General features: G+C 30.6%; 21 protein-coding genes and 1 riboswitch. Of the genes, 15 read left to right on the forward strand and 6 right to left on the reverse strand.

Going from position 1 to position 25,457, the window contains the following annotated elements; translation table 11 throughout:
- Nucleotides 1–294: 294 nt before the first annotated feature.
- Both BIV18_RS08830 and gltX read left to right on the forward strand, forming a co-directional pair.
- A complete protein-coding gene (locus BIV18_RS08830) occupies nucleotides 295–1,857 on the forward strand; it encodes an S-layer homology domain-containing protein (RefSeq protein ID WP_075660237.1) in 1,563 nt (520 codons plus the stop codon).
- 13 nt (nucleotides 1,858–1,870) lie between these two features.
- On the forward strand, nucleotides 1,871–3,346 hold the full coding sequence (gltX, locus tag BIV18_RS08835) for a glutamate--tRNA ligase (RefSeq protein WP_075660238.1): 1,476 nt from the start codon (nucleotides 1,871–1,873) through the stop codon (nucleotides 3,344–3,346).
- A 443-nt stretch (nucleotides 3,347–3,789) separates the two neighbouring features.
- Here the strand turns inward: gltX and BIV18_RS08840 are convergent, their stop codons facing one another.
- The 4 genes from BIV18_RS08840 to BIV18_RS08855 all read right to left on the reverse strand — a co-directional run bounded on the left by BIV18_RS08840 (nucleotide 3,790) and on the right by BIV18_RS08855 (nucleotide 8,105).
- On the reverse strand, nucleotides 3,790–4,797 hold the full coding sequence (locus BIV18_RS08840; RefSeq protein ID WP_075660239.1) for a polysaccharide deacetylase family protein: 1,008 nt from the start codon (nucleotides 4,795–4,797) through the stop codon (nucleotides 3,790–3,792).
- A gap of 63 nt (nucleotides 4,798–4,860) precedes the next feature.
- Complete coding sequence (locus BIV18_RS08845) at nucleotides 4,861–6,879, reverse strand: YcdB/YcdC domain-containing protein (RefSeq protein WP_075660240.1); 2,019 nt, start codon at nucleotides 6,877–6,879, stop codon at nucleotides 4,861–4,863.
- A 75-nt stretch (nucleotides 6,880–6,954) separates the two neighbouring features.
- Nucleotides 6,955–7,164 carry a DUF1858 domain-containing protein gene (locus BIV18_RS08850; RefSeq protein WP_075660241.1) on the reverse strand — a complete coding sequence of 70 codons (210 nt, stop codon included), beginning with the start codon at nucleotides 7,162–7,164 and terminating at the stop codon, nucleotides 6,955–6,957.
- 32 nt (nucleotides 7,165–7,196) lie between these two features.
- On the reverse strand, nucleotides 7,197–8,105 hold the full coding sequence (locus tag BIV18_RS08855) for a stalk domain-containing protein (RefSeq protein ID WP_075660242.1): 909 nt from the start codon (nucleotides 8,103–8,105) through the stop codon (nucleotides 7,197–7,199).
- Nucleotides 8,106–8,191: 86 nt separating this feature from the next.
- Here BIV18_RS08855 and BIV18_RS08860 point away from each other — a divergent pair, with 86 nt between their 5' ends.
- The 5 genes from BIV18_RS08860 (at nucleotide 8,192) to BIV18_RS08880 (ending at nucleotide 13,082) form a co-directional block, all read left to right on the forward strand.
- Nucleotides 8,192–9,145, forward strand: coding sequence for an AEC family transporter (locus tag BIV18_RS08860; RefSeq protein ID WP_075660243.1), 954 nt, complete (start codon nucleotides 8,192–8,194; stop codon nucleotides 9,143–9,145).
- A 41-nt stretch (nucleotides 9,146–9,186) separates the two neighbouring features.
- Nucleotides 9,187–9,279: riboswitch (SAM riboswitch) on the forward strand.
- A 120-nt stretch (nucleotides 9,280–9,399) separates the two neighbouring features.
- Entirely contained in the window at nucleotides 9,400–10,572 is a 1,173-nt protein-coding gene (metK, locus tag BIV18_RS08865; protein ID WP_075660244.1) for a methionine adenosyltransferase, read from the forward strand.
- A 105-nt stretch (nucleotides 10,573–10,677) separates the two neighbouring features.
- The gene (locus tag BIV18_RS08870) at nucleotides 10,678–11,634 is read left to right on the forward strand and encodes a histidine racemase CntK family protein (RefSeq protein WP_075660245.1); all 957 of its coding nucleotides are present in this window, start codon (nucleotides 10,678–10,680) and stop codon (nucleotides 11,632–11,634) included.
- Between the two features lie 116 nt (nucleotides 11,635–11,750).
- Nucleotides 11,751–12,668: an SAM-dependent methyltransferase gene (locus BIV18_RS08875; protein WP_075660246.1), complete on the forward strand. Its 918-nt coding sequence runs from the start codon at nucleotides 11,751–11,753 to the stop codon at nucleotides 12,666–12,668.
- A gap of 135 nt (nucleotides 12,669–12,803) precedes the next feature.
- Nucleotides 12,804–13,082, forward strand: a complete 279-nt coding sequence (locus tag BIV18_RS08880; RefSeq protein WP_075660247.1) for a non-specific DNA-binding protein Hbs — start codon at nucleotides 12,804–12,806, stop codon at nucleotides 13,080–13,082.
- Between the two features lie 281 nt (nucleotides 13,083–13,363).
- Here BIV18_RS08880 and BIV18_RS08885 read toward each other — a convergent pair whose 3' ends face one another.
- Entirely contained in the window at nucleotides 13,364–14,524 is a 1,161-nt protein-coding gene (locus BIV18_RS08885) for an ISL3 family transposase (protein WP_083635506.1), read from the reverse strand.
- Between the two features lie 990 nt (nucleotides 14,525–15,514).
- Here BIV18_RS08885 and BIV18_RS08890 point away from each other — a divergent pair.
- The 8 genes from BIV18_RS08890 to BIV18_RS08925 all read left to right on the forward strand — a co-directional run bounded on the left by BIV18_RS08890 (nucleotide 15,515) and on the right by BIV18_RS08925 (nucleotide 22,904).
- Nucleotides 15,515–15,757, forward strand: coding sequence for an RNA-binding S4 domain-containing protein (locus BIV18_RS08890; protein WP_075660248.1), 243 nt, complete (start codon nucleotides 15,515–15,517; stop codon nucleotides 15,755–15,757).
- A 29-nt stretch (nucleotides 15,758–15,786) separates the two neighbouring features.
- Entirely contained in the window at nucleotides 15,787–16,140 is a 354-nt protein-coding gene (locus tag BIV18_RS08895; protein ID WP_075660249.1) for an FtsB family cell division protein, read from the forward strand.
- Between the two features lie 14 nt (nucleotides 16,141–16,154).
- Nucleotides 16,155–16,532 (forward strand): S1 RNA-binding domain-containing protein, encoded by a 378-nt coding sequence (locus BIV18_RS08900; protein ID WP_075660250.1) that lies wholly within the window; start codon nucleotides 16,155–16,157, stop codon nucleotides 16,530–16,532.
- Nucleotides 16,533–16,575: 43 nt separating this feature from the next.
- A complete protein-coding gene (gene tilS, locus BIV18_RS08905) occupies nucleotides 16,576–17,910 on the forward strand; it encodes a tRNA lysidine(34) synthetase TilS (RefSeq protein ID WP_075660251.1) in 1,335 nt (444 codons plus the stop codon).
- On the forward strand, nucleotides 17,897–18,433 hold the full coding sequence (gene hpt, locus BIV18_RS08910) for a hypoxanthine phosphoribosyltransferase (protein WP_075660252.1): 537 nt from the start codon (nucleotides 17,897–17,899) through the stop codon (nucleotides 18,431–18,433). The genes tilS and hpt overlap by 14 nt, the downstream gene beginning before the upstream one ends.
- A gap of 10 nt (nucleotides 18,434–18,443) precedes the next feature.
- Nucleotides 18,444–20,387, forward strand: a complete 1,944-nt coding sequence (gene ftsH / locus BIV18_RS08915; protein WP_075660253.1) for an ATP-dependent zinc metalloprotease FtsH — start codon at nucleotides 18,444–18,446, stop codon at nucleotides 20,385–20,387.
- 78 nt (nucleotides 20,388–20,465) lie between these two features.
- Entirely contained in the window at nucleotides 20,466–21,401 is a 936-nt protein-coding gene (locus BIV18_RS08920; RefSeq protein WP_075660254.1) for an AEC family transporter, read from the forward strand.
- A gap of 192 nt (nucleotides 21,402–21,593) precedes the next feature.
- Nucleotides 21,594–22,904: an ISL3 family transposase gene (locus BIV18_RS08925; protein WP_075660255.1), complete on the forward strand. Its 1,311-nt coding sequence runs from the start codon at nucleotides 21,594–21,596 to the stop codon at nucleotides 22,902–22,904.
- Between the two features lie 102 nt (nucleotides 22,905–23,006).
- Here the strand turns inward: BIV18_RS08925 and BIV18_RS08930 are convergent, their stop codons facing one another.
- A complete protein-coding gene (locus BIV18_RS08930; protein ID WP_075660256.1) occupies nucleotides 23,007–25,430 on the reverse strand; it encodes a transglycosylase domain-containing protein in 2,424 nt (807 codons plus the stop codon).
- Between the last annotated feature and the right edge of the window lie 27 nt (nucleotides 25,431–25,457).

Consider the following 25,457-nt stretch of genomic DNA (forward strand, 5'->3'; position numbering starts at 1 on the left):
GGACTTTAGTGTTTTAGATGCTAAAGTCTTTTTCACTTGATAAAATATTTTAAAGTATTTTTTAGCTGTAAAAGAGAGAATTTTAAGACAATTTTTTATAATATAAAGAGCCAAGGAAAATCCTTAGCTTTTTATATTATAGGTGTTATTTCAAAAAAATTGGCAAACTAATTAAATTTAAATATTAATAAACTATATTGCAATAATAAATATCTTCTAATTTATCCATTTATGTTAAAATATTTGTAGTTATTTTAAATAAACTGATATAATAAATATATTAAGGGGGATTTTATGAAAAAAATGCTTTTATACATAGTTATGACCTTTATACTTTTTGTAAATGTTTTTGCAGCCGAAGACATTCAAGTTGTATTGGAGCAACCTGCAGTTTCTGAGGCGAAGAGTGGAGATACTTTTAAGTATAATTTAATTGTAAATTTGCCAAAAAATTATAAGGAAAAATATTCTTCCTTCTCTGTTACACTTTTATTTGACAGTGCAATTGAAGTTAAAAGTACAAAACTTTTAGATGAAGAAGAGTCAAAGGGTAAACTAGATATTAGAGAAACCTCTATAAAGGGGAAAAATCAAAATATTGTAACTATAAATGCAAATGACTTATCAGTTATAAAGGGATATAAATTAAATCTTGAAATTATCACAAAGATAAAAAAGGATATAGGATCAAGTTCAAATTTAAAAAATTCCTTTGTTCTAAGTTATGTGGACAAGGGTGGAGAAACTAAGAGCGATCAAAAAAATTTAGAGTCGTCAACAAAGACGCAAAATGGAACTCTTTCAATAAAGGATGTATATCAAGATTCAAGCGAAATTGTTGGAAATACTGAAAAAAATGCAAGTGTTAGAGTTGCCATAGACAAAAAAGTTGTTGCCAATGTTAATTCTGATGAGAAGGGCAATTTCAAAGTAGAAAATTTAGATTTAAAAGAGGGTTCTTTAATTAGAATAGTTGCCGAAACTAAGGATAAAGAAGCAAGCTTGGATTACATCGTTAAGCCTAAAGTTGAGTCTAAAAAATCAACCGAGCTTGTAACTGAAAATAATGAAGAAAAAGATTTATATAGTACAATAAAAGCTCTTGAAAAATTAACTGATTATGTAGATTTTGCAAAAAATCTTTCCACTGCAAAGGCAAGCAATCAAAATGAAAAGAGAATTCGTGCGGCAATTGCATCAGCTGAATATGTAGTTGTAAAAAGTGAAGTTTCTACAGAAGAAATCAATAAATCTTTAGAAGAGTTGCAAAAATCAATCGAGGTTATTAGGCTTCCATATATGGCAGGTATCTCTAAGGATAAATTTGCCCCTAACGAAAAAATAACAAGAGCTGAGGCTGCTTCAGTTTTAAAGAGAATAATTGACGACAAGGCAATTGCCAATGACACAAGCTCTTTTAAAGATGTAGAAGAAGGCACATGGTATTACGACAATATAGTTTTTGTTGAAAAGGAAGGTTTAATTTCTGGATATTCTGACGGAACTTTTAGACCAAAGGAGGCAATGACTAGAGCACAATTTGCAAGTATGATGGCAAATTATTTGAAATTAGAAGAAGGAAATAATCCAATATCCTTTAAAGATGTAAAGGAGGGTTTCTGGGCAAGTAAAGCTATAAATACTCTATCAAGTCATGGCATAATGGTTGGAAAATCAAAAAATGAATTTAAACCAAATGATAAAATAACAAGGGCAGAAGCTGCTACAATTTTTAACAAAGTTTTAGACAGAAAGATAAATAAATCTTTCTTAGATAAATATTCAAAGAACACATTTAAAGATCTTAATAGAGATCACTGGGCTTATTACCAAGTTATAGAAATTACAGCAAAATAGAAAGGATGAAAAAATGTCAGATGTTAAAGTAAGATTTGCACCATCACCAACAGGCTATTTACACATTGGTGGACTTAGGACTGCATTATACAATTATTTATTTGCAAAAAAGAATGGCGGCAAATTTGTTTTGAGAATTGAAGATACAGATAGAACTAGATATGTCGAAGGTGCCATTGAAAATTTAATAGATTCTCTTGAATGGGCAGGCATTACACATGATGAAGGTGTCTTTGTAAAAGATGGAGAAATAGTAGATATAGGGGACTGTGGACCTTATATTCAATCCAATAGACTTGAAATTTATCAAAAATATGTCGATGAATTAATTGAAAAGGGCTATGCTTATTATTGTTTTTGCTCCAAGGAAAGACTTGATAACCTACGTGAAGAACAAAGAATAAAGGGAAAAGTACCTAAATACGATGGACTTTGCCGTAGTATACCTATTGAAGAAGCGAAAAAGAGAGTTGCAGCAGGTGAAGAATATGTCATAAGACTAAAACTTCCTAAGAACAGGGACATTACATTTCACGATGCAGTTCGTGGCAAAGTTACAATAAATACTGATGAAATTGATGATCAAGTTTTGATGAAATCTGACGGATTTCCAACTTATCACTTGGCTGTAATAGTTGATGATCACCTCATGGGAATTACTCATATTGTAAGAGGGGAAGAATGGCTTCCATCAACTCCAAAGCATGTATTTATGTATGAATGTTTTGGCTGGGATGCACCAGAATTTGTTCACCTTCCAACAGTTTTAAATAAAGATAGAAAAAAACTATCTAAAAGACAGGGCGATGTTTCAGTAGAAGATTTTAGAAAGAGGGGATACCTACCTGAAGGAATTGTAAATTACCTTGCACTTGTTGGTTGGTCTCCCGAAGATGGCGAAGAAATTATGACAATGGATGAATTAATTGAAAAATTCTCCTTTGAAAGAGTGGGAAAGAGCGGAGGAATTTTTGACACAGATAAATTAAACTGGGTCAACTCACATTACATTAAGTCCTACGATTTAGATAAACTTTCTGAACTTTCCATACCCTTCGTTACAAAATCTGGACTCTTATCTGAAGAAGAAATTAGAAGAAATTTTGAGTGGTACAAAATTTTAATCGATACAATAAGAGAGGGAATAGACAAATTAGAAGACATTCCTAAGCACATTGACTTTTTATTTGGAGATATTGAAATCACAGAGGACTCTGCTAAAGAAGAATTAGCACAAGATCATGTAAAGGGACTACTTGAATCCTTTATAAAAATTGTAGAATCTCATGATGAAATCGACATGGAAACTGCAAAGGGACTTATGAAAGAAGTGCAAAAGGATTCTGGAGTAAAGGGCAAAAAACTTTATATGCCAATTAGGGCAGCAATCTCTGGAAATATTCATGGACCAGAAATGCAAAATATTTTATATCTTTTAGGAAAAGATAAATTAATTGAAAGAGCAGAAAAAATAAAAAATACTCTATAAATTTTAATGAGATAATTAAATTATTTATAAAAATAAGAGGGAAAGAAGTGAATCTTCCCTCTTAAAATTTGCCATAAAAAACTATTCTTTAAAATATTTATACAATTTAGAAATATCACAAATAATAAGTATTCCAATAAATAGAATTATTTGTGTGATTAAAATTAAAATATGAATTAAAGTAAAAATAGAAAATCTAAAATTGTAAAATATACTTAAATCTTTTGAACTAATGCCGAGATAATTAATTAATAAATTCCACTTTGGAAAAATTGAAAAATTTTCGGATAATAATCCAAAACTATTTACAAATAACAAGTAATAGAAACACAAAAATCCAATTTTAATTATTTTGTTTTTTTAATCATTTGAGATCAACTACTTTATCAATTTTAATATAATTATAATCATTTTCTTGGCAAAAACATTGTTTATTTGATTTATTATTTTAAAACTCCAAATTCATAATCTCTGTCTTTAAAATATTTTATAATAGAACTTAGAGAATCTACTGTAAGTTGTTTATTTGTCGCATCATGTGCTAGCACAACTGCAATTTTTGTGTTTTTATTTTCATGAAGACTTTTATCTAGATAATTTACGAAACCGTCAACTGTTGTAGGTCTAACAGATTTTTTCTCTGCATCGCCAACGAGGCAGTTCCAGTCAATCCAGTGAATGCCCTTTGATTCTAGAAGTGCATTACTTGCATCAGTGTTTTGCCAGGACATTTCGCCGCCAGGGTATCTAAATACACTTGAGTGAAAATCTTCTCCGAGAATATTTTTTAACCTTGCATTAGTTTTTTGAATTTCTTCATAAACTCTCTCAGGGCTGACAACTCTACCTGGATATAAATATTCATAGTCATGACTAAAGGAGTGAGTTGCAATAGCATTTCCATTTCTCAGAATTTCACGAACTCGACCTGCCGTTTTATCTCCAATTGATTTTCCAACTAAAAAGAAAGTTGCACGAACATCTTCTTTTTTTAGAATATCTAAAACTTGAGGAGTAATAGTATTATTTGGTCCATCGTCAAAGGTTAGGAATACAATTTTTTTGTCGCCATCATAATTATTTTTCTTAATATATGTGCGTATTTCCTTTGCATCATAGGCGTATTTATCAGCTTTTTTCAAGTGATTAGATCCCTTTACTATAAATTCATCTTCAATTCGAAGTAAGGGATCAAGAGCCACATTAGATATATATTCAGGATCGTAATAATATTTTTTAGGTCTATCCTTATTGATTTCATTTGCGTAGTACCACATAAGTGCTGGGTAAGCTTCATCCTTTGGTTTTTTTATTGCAGAAAACAACCTAGAAAATACAAAAATTATAAGTACTATAAAGATTGAAATTGAAATTATTTGTCTTTTTCTCTTTCTTCTTCTAGCTCTTTGTCTTCTTTGTTTTCGTCTTGCATCGTAATTTGATTGGGTCATAAAAACCTCCCACTGATAATATACATCAGTGAGAGGAAACTTGCAATTACAAAAGAGTTACAATTACTTTATTGAATTATAGATAATGTACAAAATTTCTTCGAGATTTAGCTCTTTATCTGGGTTAATTTCATCGCCGATATAGCCAAAACCCCTTGCAATGATATAATAATTCTCATATTCCTTTAGTGATTTTTGATTTTTAAATAAATCATCTTTAAAAATTCCCTTGGCTTTTGTGAAGTCCTGTAAACTATTGTCTATTATTAAAAATTTAATTACATCTCTTTCAGGAATTTTTTTATCCTTAACTTTATTCATATCAAAACCATATCTGTTGTCGTCATAGTATTCCCAGCCATAATTTCTGCTAATCAATTCAATAAATTCTTTATAAGTTATTTTGTCAGATAATTTTTTGCCAATTGTTCCAATTTCCATGTCCTTTAAATAATTTATAGCTTCTTTATTTTTTGCATTATCAAAATCTTCATAGGAAATTTGATTTTTAAAGTTAACTACATTTCCAAACTTATCTCTCAAAATTTTATCTTCGCCAACTAGAGGGACAATATTTTTTATTTTTCCATAGAGAAGCTTAGGGCCCTCTTCAGTCATTTCATACTTGAGACCAAAATTTTTAGAATTTAAATAAATTTTATTTGCCTCATCCTTTGTAAGAGCTATATCTTTTGCCTTGCTAAAATCTGCTGTTGAAAAATATTTTTCATAGGTTACAACATTTTTCTCGTCATCGACCGCAATAGTTACGCCTTCACCAAGAACTGGAAGAGAGTTCACGAACCTTGGTATAAAAGGGATAGTAGTGTAGTCAAATTTCTTTACATCAATTTTTTCCAAATTAAGTTCAGTCTTGTCCCCATACTTTTCTAGGAAGTCAAGGGCAATTTTTTTAGCTTCTTCATCAGTGACCTTAGTCTTGACATCCCTTTTGTCATTATAAATATCTAAGCTGACTAATTTTAAAGTCTTGGCATTTAATAGGAGGCTGCCAGGATTTTTTTCATTTTCAAGATTTATTCTGTAATAATAATTATCCTTGTCGGAAGTTAGGGAAATACTTTCAACTGTATAAGACTTGCCAACGATTTCAAGAGCCTTGTCCTTAGCTTCAGATTTTTTCTTTAAATCCTTTAAGCCGTCAATTTTTTTCACTTCAACTTCACTTAAACCAGCTGAATCCTTTGCCTCTTCAGTAGCATAAGGCATGAAAGGATCTCTTAAATTATTTTTAAAAACCTTACCCGTAAGGGCATCAATATCCACTACATCACTTGAAAAAACTTTTTCTACAGACTTGCCGTCCTTAGTCACCTTGTAGGAGAGAGTGAGGGGTGATTTTTCTAAAAATATTTTTTGTGCATCTTCGAGGCTAATTTTTGCCTCCCCCTTAAAGTCCTCGTCTTTTAAAAATGTTATGGCATAGGAATTATCTCCCATGAGCATCATGTCACTTATTTCGCCAGTCTCAGTTGAAAAGCTTACATTCAAATAATTATCAGCAAGAGGTATTCCAGCTAAAAGCCTTTGATAAGTTAGGTCTATATAATCACTGCCAGGGCGGATACTATAATCGGATAAAATATATTTCTTGTCAAAATCTTTGATTGCCTTTTTTAAAATATTTTCTGCAGCCTTTAGAGCGTTATCCTTTGAATATTTTTTCTTATTATTTTCTTCATTGGAACTCGTCCACTTGCTATAAGAAATAAATTCTCCATCGCTAGTGTAGGAGACGCTGAGCTCGCCTAATTTTTCGTCAGACCACCTGTAAGTTGTGATGGACTTATTTTTTATGAGCTTGTTTAAGTAATCACTTCCGCTATCACTATTCATTGGGTCACTTAAAATAGTAAAGCTTTCATAATCTCCACTTATATTAAAAATCTTTTTTATTTCTTCAACTTTTTTCTTTTCAACATCTGTAACTTCTAGGGTCACTGCCTCATCTGTTTCAATATATTTGGAGCTATAATTTACTGCAAGGTCTTTATTTATACTTGCATAGACACTGCCAGTTACTAAAATCAAGGCAAGACCAAAAATTATTTTTTTATTCATATTTACCTCCTTATTAAAGCCTTAAAGTATTTATGTAAAAAAAGAAGAGGCACTGCCCCTTCTTTAGCTTAAAAATTAAGCATCTGCTTCTTCTTTACTGTCTTTATTAAGTGCAGCTACAAGAATATTAGGATCTATGCCATGAACCATTGCAGCTTCTTCAAGGGATTCCATTTGAGAAGATGGGCACATAATACAACCCATTCCAAAACTCATTAAAGTTCCAATTGATTCAGGTTTTTTTGAAAGGATTTCTCCAATTAACATATCTTTTTTTATTTCCAAAGTTAACACCTCCTAAATTATTATACCCAAAACTATTTATAATTAAAAGATGAGTATTCAACAAAATTATCACTTATATTTGTTCCAAGGCTAATTTTAAATTCGCTTGTAGGGTCAAAGCCCCTTGATGTTAAAGTTTTTGCAACTTCAAAATTACCTTCATAAGGGAAAACTTCAGATTTTTTATCTTGAGTTATTCTTATATAAGGTTTGTATGTGAATTTTCCGTTGAACTTTGTTGATAAAGGAATTACTTCTACTATATTTTCAGATTTTACATATTGAACATTGCCATTGATTTGTCCAGAATCTTTAGTTGCAAGTATATTATTGTTAATATTTTTTAAAAAAACATTGATGTCTAAAATAGGGTCCTTTAGGATGTCCAGTTCTTTGTCTTCGTAACTTGTAGCATATTCGACTATTTTTATGTCCACTTGATTTTTTACAAGAGATTTTGGTTCAATTGCCTTGGAGTCAATTATAACACTATTAGTTTTTTCGTCAAAATTCACGTCAAATCCAATAGTTTGACCTAATTCTCTTAGTTTAAAATAATTATATCCGTCAATAGTGTATACACTAAAGGAATGTCTTATTCCATTCACATATACATTGTGTTTGGAAACCTTAACTTCACTGTCGCTATCCTTTAGTGGAGTTAAATCACCCTCAACTTTTTTATAGTCTGATTTGCTATTTATCATTACAGCAGATCTATCCTCGTCATAACTTACATTGAACTCAGCATCTTTGCCATCTAAAAGTGCAGCAACATCTCTAAGCTTAAAATAATTATTGTCTTCAATATTGTAACCCTTTATTCCAGTATCCTTTCCATCTAGAACAATACTTTGGCTAGAAACTTTAACACTGGCAAATACATTTACACTTGAAAACAAAATAAGAGATGCGACAATTGTACCCATAATTTTTTTCATAATATTACCTCCTACTTCTATTGTATTTGAAAAGATGACACTCGACAAGAGAAAAAATTTAACCTATAATTTATATAGGTGATTAAATGGAAAACTTATTAATGGGACTTAATATTGTAACTCCAGTTTTTTTTGTTTTGCTTCTTGGATACTTTGCAAAAAAGAGAGGATATATAGATAATAATTTTGTGGACAAGGGTACATGGCTAGTTTTTTATTTAGCTCTGCCCTTTAAATTATTTTATGATATAAAGAGTTCAAGGATTGAATCCTTTCATCTAAAATATGTGGCATATATTTTGTTGGGAATAATTTTTGTAATTTTCATTTCTATTGTTATTGCAAAATCTTTGAGAATTAAGGACAAGAAAAAATTGTCTGCCTTTGTACATTGTGCCTATCGCTCTAATTTTGTCTATGTTGGATTTCCAATTTTAGATATAATTTATAATGGTGCACCTTCAATGGAGCATATGATAATTATAATTTCCTTTGGACTTACTCTTTATAATATTTCAGCAATAATTCTTTTAACTTATTATAGCGAGTCAGAGGAGAAGAGAATTTCAATTATAGATATTGCGATAAAAATTATAAAAAATCCAATGATCATCAGCATAATTGTTGGTGCAATTTTTAATTTTTTACATATTCCAGTTTATCAGGGAGTGGACAAGGCGATAGAAATGGTATCGAAAATTTCTACACCAATGTCCCTTATATTAATTGGTGCTAGTTTAAACTTTGAAAGCTCAAAGAGTGATTTTAAGTTAATGTTTATTTCTGCATTTATTAAGACCATTCTTGCACCAGCAATATTAATTCCAATTGGTGTAAAACTTGGATTTACAAATATGGAACTTGGCATAGCCTTTGTTTTTTGGGCGACACCATGTGCGGCAAATTGTTTCATATTCACAAAGCAGATGAAATCTGATTATGAATTTGCATCAAAGGTAATAACTCTTAGTTTTATAATGAGTATAATTACCTATCCAGTGGGAATATCTCTTATGAATTACTTTAATCTATTGCATTAGATAAATATTAATGCTATAATCATTTTACAACTAAAAATAATACCTTATTGAGAGTGGTGGAGTGAATAGGCACTTTGAAACCCGGCAACCTAGTTGGTGCTAAATCCTACAGAATTTTATCTGAAAGATGAGGTTTGATGATCCTCACTTTTGCGTGAGGATTTTTTTATGAATGCATTTTAATTTTCAAAATTATAAACTTTAAATAAAATTCATACATTAAATCAAGGGTATTTAAAATGGAGGAATTAAAAATGAAAAAATGGCAATTTAGTTCAGAGTCCGTAACAGAAGGACATCCTGATAAAGTTTGCGACCAAATATCTGATGCTATATTAGATAAAATTTTAGCTGAGGATAAAAATGCGAGAGTGGCTTGCGAAACTATGGCATCCACTGGAATGATAGTAATTACAGGAGAAATTTCAACAGATACTTATGTAGATTTTGAAAAGACAGCAAGGGAAGTATTAGAAGATATTGGATATAATAGGGCAAAATATGGTTTTGACGGGAGAACTTGTGCAGTTTTATCTGCAATAAAGGAACAATCTTCTGACATTGCTATGGGTGTTGACAGATTTAAACAAGAAGGAGTTGACGAGCTTGATTCCTTTGGAGCTGGAGATCAAGGAATTATGTTTGGATTTGCTTGCAATGATACAGAAGAATTGATGCCACTTCCAATTTCCCTTGCACATAAACTTGCTAGAAGACTTACTGAAGTGAGGAAAAATAAAACTCTTAATTATTTAAGACCTGATGGAAAGACTCAAGTAACTGTTGAATATGAAGAAGACAAACCAATTAGACTAAAAAATGTGGTAGTATCTTCACAACATGCACCAGAAATTCCAATGGAAAAGATTAGAGAAGATATTATTAGAGAAGTTGTAGAAGAAGTTGTGCCTAAAGAATTTATAGATGATGATACAGAATTCTTTATAAATCCAACGGGAAGGTTTGTAATTGGTGGACCAATGGCAGATGCAGGGCTTACTGGTAGAAAAATTATTGTAGATACTTATGGAGGCTTTGGAAGACATGGAGGAGGAGCTTTTTCAGGAAAGGATCCAACAAAGGTAGACAGGTCTGGTGCATATTACGCAAGATACATTGCAAAAAACTTAGTAGCAGCAGGACTTGCAGACAAAGTTGAGATTGGACTTGCCTATGCCATTGGAATTGCGAGACCAACTTCTGTATATGTAGATACTTTTGGCACTGGAAAATTATCCAATGAAGAAATTGAAAAAATTATAATGGAAAATTTTGACATGAGACCAGCTGCAATTATACGTGACCTCGATTTATTAAGACCAATTTATAGGCAAACAGCAGCCTATGGACATTTTGGTAGACCTGATTTAGACCTTACTTGGGAAAAAACTGATAGAGCAGAAGAGTTAAAAAAGTATTTAAAATAAATAAAATTTAAAAATCTTGTAATTATAACTATCGAGCAAAAAATACTGACTTAGTATGTTATAATATTTAAGAAGCCAAAACTTTATAGTCGAGAAGGGATTATTATGAAGAAAAATTTTAAATATTTTAGAGCAAATCCTTGCGGAAATATTACAGGATTTGTAATTGCACCAGTGTATCCGGGATATAGAAAAGCTTACACAAAGTGCATCATTGAACAAATAGATAAAGATGTTGAACAAGTTGGTTTTATATCTCCAGCATACGAAGGTGCACCACTGAGAATGGACATGATGGGTGGAGAATTTTGTGCCAATGCAACTAGAGCCTATGGACTTTATTCAGCAGGATTTTACGATGTAGATGGACTTGTTGATATTGAAGTATATGTAAGTGGTCACGAAGGAACTACTGATGTAATTGCAGATGTAAAAAATCAAAGGGCTTATGTAGCAATGGAAGCTCCTCTTGACAAAAAAAATGTCGAAATTAATGGAAAAGAATACAAATTAATAGAACTTAACGGCATCAGCCATCTAATTGTTGAAGAAAAAGAAGATAAAAAATTTGTAGATGAGGCTTTAAAGGTTTTAAAAGAAAAATACAAAGCTGAAGCCTATGGAATAGTATTTTTTGACAAAGAAAAACTTCAAGCTATTCCCTATGTATTTGTAGAAGGATCAGAAACTCTAGTTAGAGAAGGATCTTGTGGTTCAGGCACTATTGCAGTAGTAAACTATCTCGTAGAGGATATAAACTCTCTTGACGAAGATTACAAAATTTCAATAAAAAATCCAGCAGGAGAACTTGAAGTTTTTGTTTACGAATTTGGAGACGGCAAAAAGTTATGCGTAGGCGGAGAAGTTGAACTTTCAGAAGTGGAAAACAAATCAATTGATATTCCACAGGAAGTTGTAGCACAGGTTATCGCTGAACACGACAAAATTGTAGAAGAAAGAAAAAAACAAAGGGCTGAAGAAGAAAGAGAAAAGCCAGTTGACGAAAATGATTTAACTGATGAAGAACTTGAAATCATGAGAAAAAAGTTTGGATTTGATTAATTTAAAGTTTTAAAGGAGAGGGCGACCTCTCTTTTTTATGCAATAGATTTTCTTATCATTTTTTCAAATAAAGGATTTTTTTAATTACAGCTGATATAATATTAAAGGTGATAAAAATGATAAATGTAGTTGGGCTAGGCTCCACTTCTGCCAAGGATCTCACTCTTGAAGCAGTAAAAATTATGAAAAATGGAAATAAAAATTTTCTCAGGACAGATAGACATGATTCTCTTTCCTTTTTTAAAGAAAATAATATAAAATATAAATCTTTTGACTATCTCTACGATGAGATGGATAGTTTTGATAAAGTTTATTCTAAAGTAGTCGAGATTTTAATCGAAGAATCTAAAAACAAAGACATAAATTATTTTGTACCAGGCACACCCCTTGTAGCAGAAAAAACAGTGAAGATGTTAATAGAAAAAAAGATCGACATAAATATAATAAATGGAATTTCCTTTATTGAACCAGTGCTTGCAGCAGTAGGAAGAGATGCAGTGGACGGGCTATTGTTTTTGGATTCGGATGCCAATAAATTCGACTTTGATACTAGAAGAGATACTATAATAACTCAAGTTTACAACAAGAGAATTGCATCGGATTTATCCTTAGAACTTCAAGAAATTTATGACGAAGAAGATTTAGCTTATGTTATTACAAATGCAGGTATTAAAGATGAAATTGTAAGAGAAATAAAAATTTATGAACTTCCAAGACTTGACGACTACAATCATCAATCCTGTGTTTATATTCCAAGGAGCAAAGGCAAAAATCTTAATATTATTCTAAATAAAATGTCATCTATTATAAATGAAGAAGATTTATATTTAGATGAAGCTAATTTAAAAAATATAAAAAATGAAATTATAAAAAAGTCCAATTCAATTTCTATGGATTATGAAAATGAAGAAAATATCTTAGCATTGTCACTTTTATTAATTTTGTTAAAGAGTAATGATGGTCTAATTGATTTACGACAAATTTATAATAAAATCTATAAAAGATTGGATAAAATAGCGGATTTTTTTAAATAAATGTAGAAAATAAAGTCAATATGAGTTATAATTGTAACAGTCTTAGGTTTGCGTGCCCTTTATAAGTGCGTGATGTTTTCTGAAACATGGCAATTCTAAGAAAAGATTAAAGAAAATCTTCAAGGAGGATATTAAATGAACAAATCAGAATTAGTAGCAAATATTGCTGAAAAAGCAGGTCTTACTAAAAAAGACGCTGAACAAGCTTTAAACGGATTTATCTCTTCAGTTCAAGAAGCTCTTGCTAAGGGAGAAAAGGTTCAATTAGTTGGATTTGGAACTTTTGAAGTTAGACAAAGAAAAGCTAGAGAAGGAAGAAACCCTAGAAATCCAGAAGAAGTTATTAAGATTCCTGCATCTAAAGCACCAGTTTTTAGATCAGGTAAAGCTCTTAAAGAAGCTGTTAATAAGTAAGATCTAGTGCTTCTTTAAACTAGGTGATAAAGTAGCATGAGAACTACTTATTTTTAGTACAAAATAGTGTAAGAAGGTGTTAATGCCTATCTTGCACTATTTTTTTAGGCTCTATGTCAAATATTGGGGAGACTCGTTAATTCGAGTCTCTCTTTCCATTAAAAAATCAATACTTAGGCGCTATTAGAATATCAAAACTAAAATAACTAAAAAATTACTAAAAATAGGTATAGCAAACAAAACCCCTAGGGGTTTTGCAAAATTTTCCCGTTTTCATATCATTACTTACAAGCAAACATGATTCTCTTTCTAAACAAATTGAAATTTTTCATACCAAAACAATTTCTTTTTAAAGTCTTTATCTTAGTATGAGTACCTTCAAGTGGACCATTAGACCAAGGATAATCAAAAGAATTACATATCTCATCAAACCAGTTATTAAAAGCAGTGATACAAGATTTAAATTCTTTTAAATCAGATTCTTCAGCTCTTCTTATCCATTCCCTTAAAGATTTAGATGCTCTAACTCTATTGGGTTGACTTAGAACATATTGGTAAAACAGTTCCTTTAACCTATATGCTAACTTCAAATCGTTGTTTAAATCAAGCATTAAAGAAACTTCTTTAGCTTGTTCAGTTGTTAAATTAGAAGCAGGTTTTGTAAGTAGACTCCTACTTCTCTTAAAATACTTTCTAAGCTTAGAAGAAATATCTTTTTGAATCCTCTTTCTAACATTCTCTAAAGCCCATGAAACTTGTCTTATGAAGTGATACCTATCAACAATATGGATAGAAGTTTTAAAGAACCTATTCTTAACAGACTTAAAGGTATTGGACATATCACTTACAAAAAACTTAACTTCTTGTCTCTCCTTGTTAGGAACTTTTTTAAAGTATTTAAACAAAAAGTTCTTATCCCTAGTAGGCAAAATATCAATGACAGAGTGCTTATCACCATTAAGAAGAGAAGTTTGATACTTAATATTTCCACTATCACCTTTAAACTCATCTATACACAATACACTTGAAAGTTTTGCTCTTGAAACATATAAACAATGTAAAATTCTCAAAACAGTATTAGAAGAAACATTATACCTACTAGCAATAGAAGAGCTAGAATGAAGTTCATTAAATTCAGCAACAATAGCAAAAACAAGCCTATAAGTCATAGTGTGACCCTTAGCAATAAAATCAAGTTCTCTTTCAAAACGACAACCACAAGACTTACAATCATACCTAGTCTTCTTTAAATGAATAAGACATTTCTTACCATGAATATGAGTATCCTTAATCTTTTGAATCCTATGATCATGAACCCAAATCTTTGTAGAACCACAGTGAGGACAAGTATCCATCTTTGTAACAGAAGCATAAATGTGAACAAATTCCTTATCCTCACAAAAACTATCAAAAATTACATCTTTAAAACCCAACAAATTCATGTTATTATTATTTTGCACTTATATGCACCTCCTAACAAAGTTTGTTGTTATTTTAAGTTTAGGACTAAATGCGTATAAGTGCAATTTTTTTTACATAAAAATATCTGTTAGAGATTTACTCCCCAACAGATATTATAGAGCCTTTTTTTATTTATTATAATGAAGAATTAGAAAGAGGATAATTTTTTAGAGCTTAAGTATATGCAATTAAAAGTTAATTTATTTTTCATTATATATTATTAACAGGTTTGAGAAAAATATTTGCTTTAAGATCTAAAATTAAGAATGGTCAAGGTAACTATATAATAAAAAGAAATAGGTGAATAAAGCATAGTTATATATGTATGTTTCAAAAGAAAAGTGTTTATAAATATAATTGATGGGTATCTTGTTAATAACTAATTACTAGTTTAATGATGAGATAGATTATAGAAAATGGGAGTCTATCCAGTGTGAGAGTTATATTTTAAACTATGATTTCAAAAGGAACTAATTGAAGAACATTATAAGTATGAAATATATGATCCTCAAGGGGGGTATATAACTACAGTACACTGGAGTGGAAGAAGGTAAATTTTAATGCCTAGATATTTTTTAACAGACAAGTATACAATTTTATACTTTATACTACAAATCATGTGTCTTCTAGCTATGTATAGAAGTTTCAAAAAAGGTTATAAAAAGTCAGCGATAGTATTTATGTTAATCTTAATAATATTTAATTATCTTTACTTATCAATAAATTACGTAGTTAAGTGGTAAAATTAAAAGACTTTAGTAAAGATTAAACACTTGCATAGAAATAGATTTTAAAAAGTAATGTAAAAGAAAGGTACTTTTTCGAGCTTTACAATAGCTAATGCTGGGAAGGGAAATTATAAATATATGGTTTAAAGAGAAATCTTAGGCCATATATTTTTTTATGAACAACTCTCTTCTTAGTATTGAAATTTTCTAGTTTTTTTGATATATTCTTATGTGGAGTATATTATGAGATTAGATAAATTTTTAAAAAACTCAAGACTTATTAAAAGAAGAACTATTGCTAAAGAGGCTTGTGAAAAGGGTCTTGTTAAAATCAATGACAAAGTCGCAAAACCATCAGAAGAGGTAAATATAGATGATGTTTTGACTTTAAAGCTCGGCGAAAGAGAAATAAATGTAAGAGTCAAGGATATAACTGATGTAAATAGCAAAAAGGATGCACAGACTCTTTATGAGAGAATTGATTAAAGAGTTGAAATTTAAATTGGAGAGATTTTATGAAGGCTAATAGAAAAAAATTTCCAGTGGCACTTGCCATTATTATTTTGTTTTCTGTTTTATATGGGTCTGTGAAAATTGGTAAATCAATTTCCATGAGAAACCAAAAACTAGAGATAATTTCTGAAAATAAAAAAGAAATTTCCAATTTAAAACTTGAAATAGATAATTTAAATTCAGAACTTGAAAATTCTTCTTCTGCTGATTTTGTTGAAAAGGTGGCAAGAGAAGAGTTGGGCATGGTAAAACCTAGAGAGGTTATCTATGTTGACAAGAACAAAGAAAAAGCTTTTGACAAAGATAAAGTTTTAAATAATGAAAAGAAATCTAATGATAAAGAAAATTTTAAATAAAATAGGAGGAAATTATGGATTTATCGCCAGGCGATATTGTTGAAGGTATTGTAAGTAAAGTTACTAAGTTTGGGGCTTTCGTCGATTTAAAAGAAGGCAAAAGTGGTCTAGTACATATTTCAGAGATTGCAGATACTTTTGTTAAAAATATTAATGATCACATTAAAGAGGGCGACGAAGTTAAAGTTAAGGTTCTAAGTATAGACGAAAAGGGGAAAATTGCTCTTTCAATAAAGGATGCGGTTGAAAAAAAGGAAGAACCTAAAGATGAAAAAGTTGATTCGAGATTTGAAGATATTTTGAGCAAGTTCCTAAAGGAAAGCAATACAAAACTTGATGAAGCAAGAGCGAGATATAATCAAAAGACTAAGAAGAGGAATTCTAGAAATTAACAAGTGGTTGACTATCTTTTGATAGTTCTACCACTTTTTTATTATGGATAAATTATTTTGTGAAAATTTAAAAAAATTAAATATTATTAAAAAGGGCGACAAGTTAACTCTAGCAGTTTCTGGTGGTGCAGATTCAATGTATCTTTTCTATAATTTTATGGACATAAAAGATGAATTGGATCTTGATATCATAGTTTGCCATTTAAATCATGGAATCCGTGAAACTGCAAAAAGAGATGAGGATTTTGTAAAAAATATTTGTGAGAGTTACAAGATAAAATGCATAACAAAAACTGTTAACATGGATAAATATGCAAGGGAAAACAAACTTTCTTCTGAAGAAGCGGGAAGGATTTTAAGGTACAATTTTTTTAGAGAAAACTCTAAGAATAGAAAAATTTTAACTGCACATAATGCCAATGACAGAGCAGAAACTCTTTTATTTAATATTATTAGAGGAACGGGAATTTCTGGATTAGTTGGCATTTCTGAAGTCAAGGGCGATATTTTTAGACCTATCCTAGACATAAAGAGAAGGGAAATTGAAGACTATCTGCATAAAAACAATTTAGCTTATGTAGATGATGAGACTAATTTTGAAGAAATTTACACGAGAAATAAAATTCGCCTAAGTTTAATTCCCTATTTAAGCAAGCTAAATCCAAATATAATTGATTCTCTTTTAAGGCTTTCTAAAAATGCCAGGGACGCAGATGATTTTATTAAAGAAATTGTTGAAAAAAATTATAAAAAAGCTGTTAAAGAAAATTATTTTGTAGTAGATGAAATTATAAAAATTCACAAATTTTTGGCTTGTGAAATAATAAAAAAATACTTAATAGAAAATTTTTACGCAGAAAATATTTTAAATCGAGATAATATTTTAAGTATTTACAATTTATTTTTTGGGGAAAGTGGAAAAGTTCTTCAACTTGGAAGCAATATTTCTGCTAGAAAATCCTATGATAAAGTTTTTATTGAAAGAGAAAAAGCTGAAAGAGAAAAAAGATATGCTAAGTTAAAATTGGGTATTAATAAAACTGATTTTGGAGAAATCTTTATTTCAAGAGATGAAAGAAATTCTGAAGCTCCTTCCTTTATAAAAACTATAGACTGTGATAAAATTAAAGGAAAGCTTTTTATTAGGACAAGGCAGAGTGGCGATAGATTTAAGCCTCTTGGCATGAAAAGAAATAAAAAGGTAAAGGACTATTTTATTGATAGAAAAGTCGATAGATTAAAAAGAGATAAAATAGGAATTGTTTGTGATGAAGAGAAAATCATCTATATTATTGGCATGGATATTTCTGAAGATGTCAAAATAGATGAAAATACTTTGAATAAACTCGTCTTGGAGGTTAGAAATGTCAGATATTAAAGAAGTTATTTTTTCGGAAGAAGAAATTCAAAATAAAGTTAAAGAACTTGGCGAGAAGATTACTGAAGATTACAAGGACAAGGATTTATTTTTGCTTGGAATATTAAAGGGAGCTGTTCCCTTTATGGCAGATATTATGAGAAAAATAGATTTGAATCTTGAATATGATTTTATGGATGTATCAAGTTATCAAGGAACAAGGTCAATGGGCGAAGTTAGAATTTTAAAGGATATTTCTACTTCGATTGTTGGAAAAGATATTTTAATAGTTGAAGACATTATTGATACAGGCATTACTCTTTCTTATCTCACAAAGGTTTTAAAGTCTAGGGGAGCGAATTCTATTGAAATTGTAACTATGCTTTCTAAACCAAGTAGAAGAAAAATTGATTTGCCTGTTAAATACAATGGCTTTGAAATAGAAGATTATTTTGTAATAGGATATGGTATGGATTATAACGAGAAATACAGAGCTCTTCCTTTTATAGGAATATTAGATGAGTCTGTGTATTCAAAACAATGAGGTGATATTATTGAATAAAAAATTTGGGGGAGCTGGATTTTATATTTTACTAATAGTTGTATTAGTGCTTACAATAAAATTTTTTAGTCCACCAGCAAGTGCAGTTGAAGAAAAAAGTTTTACTGAATTTGTAACGGAACTTGACAAAGGAAATGTAAAAAGTGTAACTCTTCAAAATGGAGTGGATTCCGTTGCTAGCGTAAAATTAAAAAATGATGAATCCTTTAGAACTGTAATACCGCAAGAGGCATCAGATACTTTCTATAAAGATTATTTAAAGGAAAAAAGTGATGCAGGAGAGATAAATGTATTGTCTACTCCAACTAAGCAAACTTCTTTTTTAGTTGAGTGGATCCCTACTCTATTGATGTTTGGACTTCTAATTTTTTTCTGGTATAGAATGATGCAACAAGCTGGCGGCGGTGGAGGAAAAGTGAATTCCTTTGGAAAGAGCAAGGCTAAGCTAATTAACAAGGAAGAGGCAAAAAATCTAGTTAAGTTTAAAGATGTTGCAGGACTTGAAGAAGAGAAGGAAGAACTTGGTGAAATAGTTGACTTTCTAAAAAATCCTAAGAAATTTATAAATATGGGCGCAAGAATACCTAAGGGAGTCCTTTTAGTAGGGCCTCCAGGGACTGGTAAGACTTACCTTTCTAAAGCAGTTGCGGGTGAGGCTGGAGTTCCCTTCTTTATCATGAGTGGTTCTGACTTTGTAGAAATGTTTGTAGGTGTTGGTGCATCAAGAGTAAGAGATTTATTTGAAAATGCAAAGAAAAACGCACCTTGTATAATTTTTATTGACGAAATTGACGCTGTTGGTAGGAGAAGAGGTGCAGGTCTTGGCGGTGGACATGACGAAAGAGAACAAACTCTTAACCAACTGCTAGTTGAAATGGATGGTTTTGGAACTAATGAAGGTGTAATAGTAATGGCTGCAACTAATAGAGCAGACATACTTGACCCTGCAATATTAAGACCAGGTAGATTTGATAGAACAGTATATGTAGGAAAGCCTGACGTGCGTGCAAGAAAAGCAATCCTTGAAATACACGCAAGGGGCAAAAATCTTGCAAGCGATGTTGATCTCGAAGTAATTGCAAAGAGAACTCCTGGATTTACTCCAGCAGATCTTGAAAACTTGATGAATGAATCGGCTCTACTTGCTGCAAGGCGTGGCGACAGTGAAATTTCAATGGAAGATGTTGACGAAGCATCTATAAAAGTTCAAGCAGGTCCTGCAAAGAAATCCCGTGTAGTTTCTGAAAAGGAAAGAAAGCTAACAGCAGTTCACGAGTCAGGACATGCAATTGTGTCAAGACTTCTTCCAGAAGAAGATCCTGTGCACATGATTACAATTATTCCAAGGGGAATGGCTGGAGGATTTACAGCCTATCTTCCTGAAGACGACATTTCTTTCATGACAAAGAAAAAAATGGAAGCATCCATAGTTTCACTTCTTGGAGGAAGAGTTGCAGAGTCCTTGGTTTTAGACGATATTTCTACGGGGGCATCCAATGATATTGAGAGAGCTACAAAAATTGCTCGTGCCATGGTTACTCAATATGGAATGAGCGACAGACTTGGTACAATAAACTACGATTCATCTGAAAATGAAGTTTTTATTGGTCGTGACCTTGGCAGATCAAAGGATTATTCTGAAAGGACTGCTGCTGAAATCGACGAAGAAGTTTCTAGAATTGTTAACGAAGCTTATTTAAGGTGTAAAGAACTTTTAAGCGACAACTTAGACAAAATAATTGCACTTTCTGATGCACTTTTGGAAAAGGAAACAATTTATTCGAAGGACTTTGAAAAGATTTTTAACGGTGAAAAATTAGAAGAGGAATCCATTGATATTGACGATTCAATAAAAATCACCGACCTTTCCGAAGAAGCTCGTGAGATAATTAATAAAAAGGGAAAAGAAAAGAAAACTTCAGAAGATGATAATTAAGTGAAGATAATATTTAAGAATTAAATCTAATAGAGTGAGCCTCTGTAAAAAGAGGCTTTTTTTATATATAGGAGGAATATGGAAACTTTTATACTTTTTAAAAATTTAATGATATTTTTAATTATCATTATGATTGCATTTTTTGTTAGAAAGTTTAATAAAGTTAGCAATAAATTACAAAGGGATATGTCCTATTTACTAACAGATATTACAACTCCATGTATCATAATAACATCAATGACAGTGGAATTTACAGAGGACAAATTAATTCAAGCACGAGATACCTTTTTAATTGCAAATATAATTTTTATTTTTTCTTATTTTTTAATATATTTCATAATGAAATTTTATAAAGTAAAAGAACCTAATAAATCACAAATGATGATGGGAGGAATTTTTACAAATTTAGGATTTTTAGGATTTCCGCTAATACTCGCCATGTTTGGCAAAGATGGTCTTTATATAGCATCTATTGTAAATATGGTTTCAAATTACTTTACTTATACAATGGGCATTGGACTTATTAAGAAAAATTCTACAAAAGAAGGAAAACTAAAATTTCGTGATTTTTTCAACAATGCTAATATTGCTACAATAGCTGGGTTAATTATTTTATTTTCGGGCTTTAAAATTCCAGATTTTATTTATAGCGTACTAGAAATTGTAGGCAATGGCACAGGTTTATTTTCTATGATTATAATTGGTTTAATGCTTGGAGAAATGGATATAAAGGATATTTTTGTAGAAAAAAGAGTTTATGTAATGAGTTTTTATAGGCTTATTTTATTTCCAGTAATATTAATAGCTTTATTTTGTATAATGCCTATTAGTATAGATCCCTTTGTGGAAAAAATAATTATAATTTTATTTTCAATGCCAGTTGCATCTATAACGGGAATTTTTTCTACAAAATACGATGTAGATCCTGTTTTTGCAACAAAACTAGTAATGCAGTCGACTATTTTATGTGTTATTACACTTCCTATAATTTTATACCTATATAACTTTTTATAAAAATTTTAAGAAATTATTTTTTGAAAAATTAATCGCTCGAAATATTTTAGACATAAAAAATCTCGGTTCTATAATAAATAGTGTTGGTGAGAAATCATCAGCACTATTTTTGTATGGAAATGTATAAAAAATAGACATAGAAATCACATTCCTATAAAATATAGTTGCAACCAAATACCAAGGAGTGATTCTATGTCTATTAATAATTATATAAAAGATTTGTTGAATATTAAAGATAAAAATATAGTAATTGATACTGAAAATATTATTGTAAAGAAAGTTAAGTACATAGATACTAAATTTATTTATGGAAAATTAACTTATACACCAGAGGTTTGCCCATGTTGCGGTCATGTTAATGAATCTTTTAACATTATAAAATATGGTACTAAGATTTGTAAGATTAAACTTCCTGATGTTTCTAATATACCAACTATTCTTTTTCTAAAAAAGCAAAGATTTTTATGTAAAGAGTGCGGTTCTACCTTTAGTGCTAAAACCAATATAGTTAATGAGTATTCTAATATATCTAATGATGTAAAAAGAAAGATTGCTGTAGATCTTACTAAAATTTCATCCTTTAAGTCTATTGCTGAATCTAATAGTGTAAGCCCTAATACTGTTGTTAGAGTTTTTAAAGAATGGAGTAAATCCTTTAAACAGGACTTTTCTTATCTTCCACCTGTACTATCTATAGATGAATTTAAGTCTACTAAAAATGTATCAGGCGCGATGAGCTTTATTTGTACCAATTCTATTACTGGTGAGATTATTGATATACTTCCTGATAGGAGACTATTTAAATTAGACACTTATTTTCTAAGATTCCCAAGAAGAGTTAGAGATCAAGTTAAGATTGTTGTTTGTGATATTTACTCTCCCTATATGGAACTTGTTAAAAAGGTTTTTAAAAACGCTTGTATTGTTCTTGATAAGTTCCATATTGTTCAAAATTTTACTCGTGCTTTTAATATGGCAAGAGTTCAACTAATGAAGAAGTTTAAAACAGACTCTCATGAGTATAGGTGTTTAAAAAGGTACTGGAAGTTATTATTGCTTCCTAAGGCTAAGTTAATATCAACACATTTTAAGAGTTTTCCTTGTTTTAAAGGATTTATCTCTCAAAAAGAAATAGTTGAACATATTTTAGATTTTGACTATTCTTTCAGGAAGATTTATGACTTAATCCAAAATATTTTATTTGCTATTAGAGAGAAAAATTTTGACACTTTAAAAACTATTTTGCAGGAATTTAAACCTGATGAGTATGGGGAAATATATAGCAAAATTAAGGCAGCGATAAGTACAGCTATCAAACATTTAGAAAAGATTAAGAATACTTTAAATACTAATTACAACAATGGAAAGGTTGAAGGTATTAACAACAAGATCAAAGTTATTAAGAGAATCTCATATGGCTATCGTTCTTTTGATAATTTTAGATTAAGAATTTTTTTATGTTTTTACCATAAAAAAATATATGGTTTAAGCCATAAGACATAAACCATATATCATTAATTTTTATTCACCAACACTATTTGACAAAGAACCAAAATCTCTAAAGCTTAATTAAACTTTAGAGATTTTTACTTTTAATTACAAATTTTATTCCTCATTTTCATCTGTAATTATTGACTTTGAACTAGATTTTTTTCTAGTTTTACTTTCATTTTCATTTGATGATTTCTTCTCATTGTCATTATTTTTGTCATTATCATCTTTTTTATCTTCGCTCTTTTTCTCTTGAGAATCTTTATACCAACCCATTTTATTTGTGTAATGTGGTTTAGTTCCATCGGCAAAGAGTTCTCGCCTTCCGTTAACGTATTTTGTATAAATTCCATTAGGTTCCTCAAATTCCTTTTTATCTAAGTCTTCATGAACAGCTCTCATAATTTGTTTCCAAAGATAAGCTGACTGAGTTGAACCGAAGGATAATTTTTGATTTTTGTCATTGCCAATCCAAACAGAGCAAGTGTAGTAAGGAGTGTAACCGACAAACCAGACATCTTTCTTGTCGTTAGTTGTACCAGTCTTACCTGCAATATCTTGTCCTGCAAAGGATGCATTTCGACCTGTTCCTCGTTTTACAACATCTCTAAGCATATCTGTTAAAATATATGCATTTTGAGGCGTTGTAATTTCTTCTTCTTTAGGATCAACTTGGTAGATAACTTCACCAGTATTTGATTCGATTTTTGAAACTACATAGGGATTTGCATATTTTCCTTCATTGGCAAGTGTAGTAAAAGCACCAGCCATTTCAAAGGGACTTATGCCGTAGCTCATTCCACCTAGAGTTAATGGAGAATAGTCCATGTCATTCCATGTTGGATTGTCTTTCTTTTCTACAATTGTGCTCACGCCAATGGATTTTAGAGTGTCCACCATTTTATTAATTGATTCTTCATCATTGTATACTTTTGAGTATGTTGAATTTTTATTTGCCTTTGCATCTTTATCAGCAGAAATATCTCTTGCAACTTGAAATGCACCAACATTTGAAGATTGACGAAGGAGATTCCTTATAGTAGTCCAACCTTGATAATAATTTCCTGAATTTCTAGGTGAATAGCCAAATATTTTTTCTGGCATTTTAGAGTCAAGATAAACATCGCCTGCAGTTGCTCCATTGTTAAAAGCAGTTAAATAAACTGAAATAGGTTTAATAGAAGATCCAGGTTGTCTAGGAACTAGAGCTCTATTTAACAATCTACCGCCACTTACATTTCTACCACCTACAAGAGCTTTAACTTCATGAGTTTTTTGGTCTATTATAACTGATGCAACTTGTGGTTGAATTACTCCATTTTTGTCGGTGAAGCCTCCATAATAATATTTAGGGTTTGAAACCACTTGTTCCAATGTTCTTTGTATATCGATGTCCATGGGAGTGTAAATTTTCAATCCACCGTTAAATAATTTGCTTGTAGCTTCTTCCTTTGTATAGCCCGAGTTCATTAAAATTTTAATAGTATTTTTTTGAACTACATCTGTGTAGAAAGAGGAAATTCCACTCTCTTTACGAGAACCAATGTTGATGTCGATTTTTTCATTTAAGGCATTTTCATATTCTTCATTAGTAATGAGATTTTGCTCATGCATTTTCTTTAAAACTAATTTTTGTCTTTCTTGAGAAGTCTTATTGAAGACAGCCTTCACTGGAACCATTAAATCATTTTGTATTTGAATAAGATCAAAATTATCTATTTGTCCTAGCTCATTTAAACTTTTTGCAATTTCAATGATTTCATCGGAATTAGGTTTTGAATTTTCATTTTTTGGAAGTAAAACTACTTCGATATTTCCAAGGTCATCCTCTGGACTAATCTCTTGAGTATTGTAAGGGGTGTACTTTTCTGGCAAGTTTGTAACGCCTGCTAAAAGTGCACATTCGGCAAGGTCAAGCTCAGATACATTTTTATTAAAAAAAGTTTTAGCAGCAGCTTGTACGCCAACAGTTCCCTTAGAAAAACCTGCAGAGTTTAAGTAAGCTTCAAGTATTTGCTCTTTAGTAAGGTCTTCTTCTATTTGGTAGGAATAATAAACATCTGTAATTTTTCTCACTACGCTTTTAGAGAAAGAAGTGTACAAGTTTTTCGCAAGCTGCATAGTAATAGTTGATGCACCTTGATCAAAGGATCTGGTTTTTAAGTCGTGGATAAGAGCGCCAACAACTCTTTTATAGTCAACTCCACTGTGTTCGAAAAATCTTTCATCCTCTATCGCCACAATGGCATTTACTAAATTTTTTGGTATATCCTCATAGGGAACAAACTCACTAAACTCATCGGATACCAATGTTTCAATTAGTTTTCCGTCATTTGTATAGATCCTTGAAGTCTCAGAAAGTTGTGATCTGTACTCTGAGGGGTCTATTACGGGAGCTTTTTTAAAAATACCAAGTACAATAGCGGTAGCCATTGAGCCTAAAATAATAATTGCAGCAACAACTATTAATATGAGTATTTTTAATACGCTAGAAAGTTTAATCATTCCACGAGGTTTATTGTTTTTGGAATATTTCATAATAACCTCCTACCAAGATATTATAAC

It is taken from the genome of Peptoniphilus grossensis (genome assembly GCF_001940285.1).
GTDB lineage: Bacteria > Bacillota > Clostridia > Tissierellales > Peptoniphilaceae > Peptoniphilus_A > Peptoniphilus_A faecalis.